The organism is Ructibacterium gallinarum, assembly GCF_014982785.1.
Lineage (GTDB): Bacteria > Bacillota > Clostridia > Monoglobales > Monoglobaceae > Ructibacterium > Ructibacterium gallinarum.
In genome coordinates this window covers 1-1,637 of record NZ_JADCKB010000065.1, presented here as the reverse complement: position 1 = coordinate 1,637, position 1,637 = coordinate 1, and the positions used below count along the sequence as shown (strand labels likewise).

The window sequence follows — 1,637 nt, the reverse complement described above, 5'->3', positions numbered from 1 at the left end:
CTTTCCAATCAAGCCGCTTTCGCACCAAACTTTCTCCTTAGAAAGGAGGTGATCCAGCCGCACCTTCCGATACGGCTACCTTGTTACGACTTCACCCTAATTATCAATCCCACCTTCGGCTGCGTCCCCCTTGCGGTTAGACTACAGACTTCGGGTGTTATCGACTCTCATGGTGTGACGGGCGGTGTGTACAAGGCCCGGGAACGTATTCACCGCGGCATGCTGATCCGCGATTACTAGCAATTCCGACTTCATATAGGCGAGTTTCAGCCTACAATCTGAACTGGGACCGGGTTTTGTGATTTGCTCCGCCTCGCGACTTCGCTTCACTTTGTTGCCGGCCATTGTAGTACGTGTGTAGCCCAGGACATAAGGGGCATGATGATTTGACGTCATCCCCACCTTCCTCCGATTTGTCACCGGCAGTCTCGCCAGAGTCCCCAACTTAATGATGGTAACTGGCAATAAGGGTTGCGCTCGTTGCGGGACTTAACCCAACATCTCACGACACGAGCTGACGACAACCATGCACCACCTGTCTCCACGTCCCGAAGGACTTCATCTATCTCTAGACTATGCGTGGGATGTCAAGCCCTGGTAAGGTTCTTCGCGTTGCTTCGAATTAAACCACATACTCCACTGCTTGTGCGGGCCCCCGTCAATTCCTTTGAGTTTCAACCTTGCGGTCGTACTCCCCAGGTGGGATACTTATTGTGTTTACTCCGGCACAGAAGGGGTCGATACCTCCTACACCTAGTATCCATCGTTTACGGCATGGACTACCAGGGTATCTAATCCTGTTTGCTCCCCATGCTTTCGCGCCTCAGCGTCAGTTACCGTCCAGAAAGCCGCCTTCGCCACTGGTGTTCCTCCTAATATCTACGCATTTCACCGCTACACTAGGAATTCCGCTTTCCTCTCCGGCACTCAAGACTGTCAGTTTCAAATGCAGCTCCGGGGTTAAGCCCCGGTATTTCACATCTGACTTGACTGCCCGCCTACACGCCCTTTACACCCAGTAAATCCGGACAACGCTCGCCACCTACGTATTACCGCGGCTGCTGGCACGTAGTTAGCCGTGGCTTATTCTGTGTGTACCGTCATCTTCTTCCACACTTAAAGAAGTTTACGATCCGAAAACCTTCTTCCTTCACGCGGCGTTGCTGCGTCAGGGTTGCCCCCATTGCGCAATATCCCCCACTGCTGCCTCCCGTAGGAGTCTGGGCCGTGTCTCAGTCCCAATGTGGCCGATCAACCTCTCAGTTCGGCTACTGATCGTCGCCTTGGTAGGCCTTTACCCCACCAACTAGCTAATCAGACGCGAGTCCATCTTTAGGCGAAAATACTTTGATTGCTCTCCCATGCGGAAAAACAATGTTATGCGGTATTAGCAGTCGTTTCCAACTGTTGTCCCCCTCCTAAAGGCAGGTTACTCACGCGTTACTCACCCGTCCGCCGCTTTCCTCATTATGCTTCATTCCGAAAAATTCCACTTAATGATTCTCGCTCGACTTGCATGTGTTAGGCACGCCGCCAGCGTTCGTCCTGAGCCAGGATCAAACTCTCGATTATATTGTTATATACTCAAAGCTTTCGCTTTGCCTATATACTCGTAATCGATCGCTTCTCAGCTCTTT

The 1,637-nt window shown here is 51.9% G+C and carries 1 rRNA gene; it reads right to left on the bottom strand.

Features of this window, described 5'->3' with window-relative positions:
* Positions 1–41 precede the first annotated feature (41 nt).
* Positions 42–1,572 (bottom strand): 16S ribosomal RNA (locus INF28_RS12675).
* Positions 1,573–1,637: the final 65 nt, after the last annotated feature.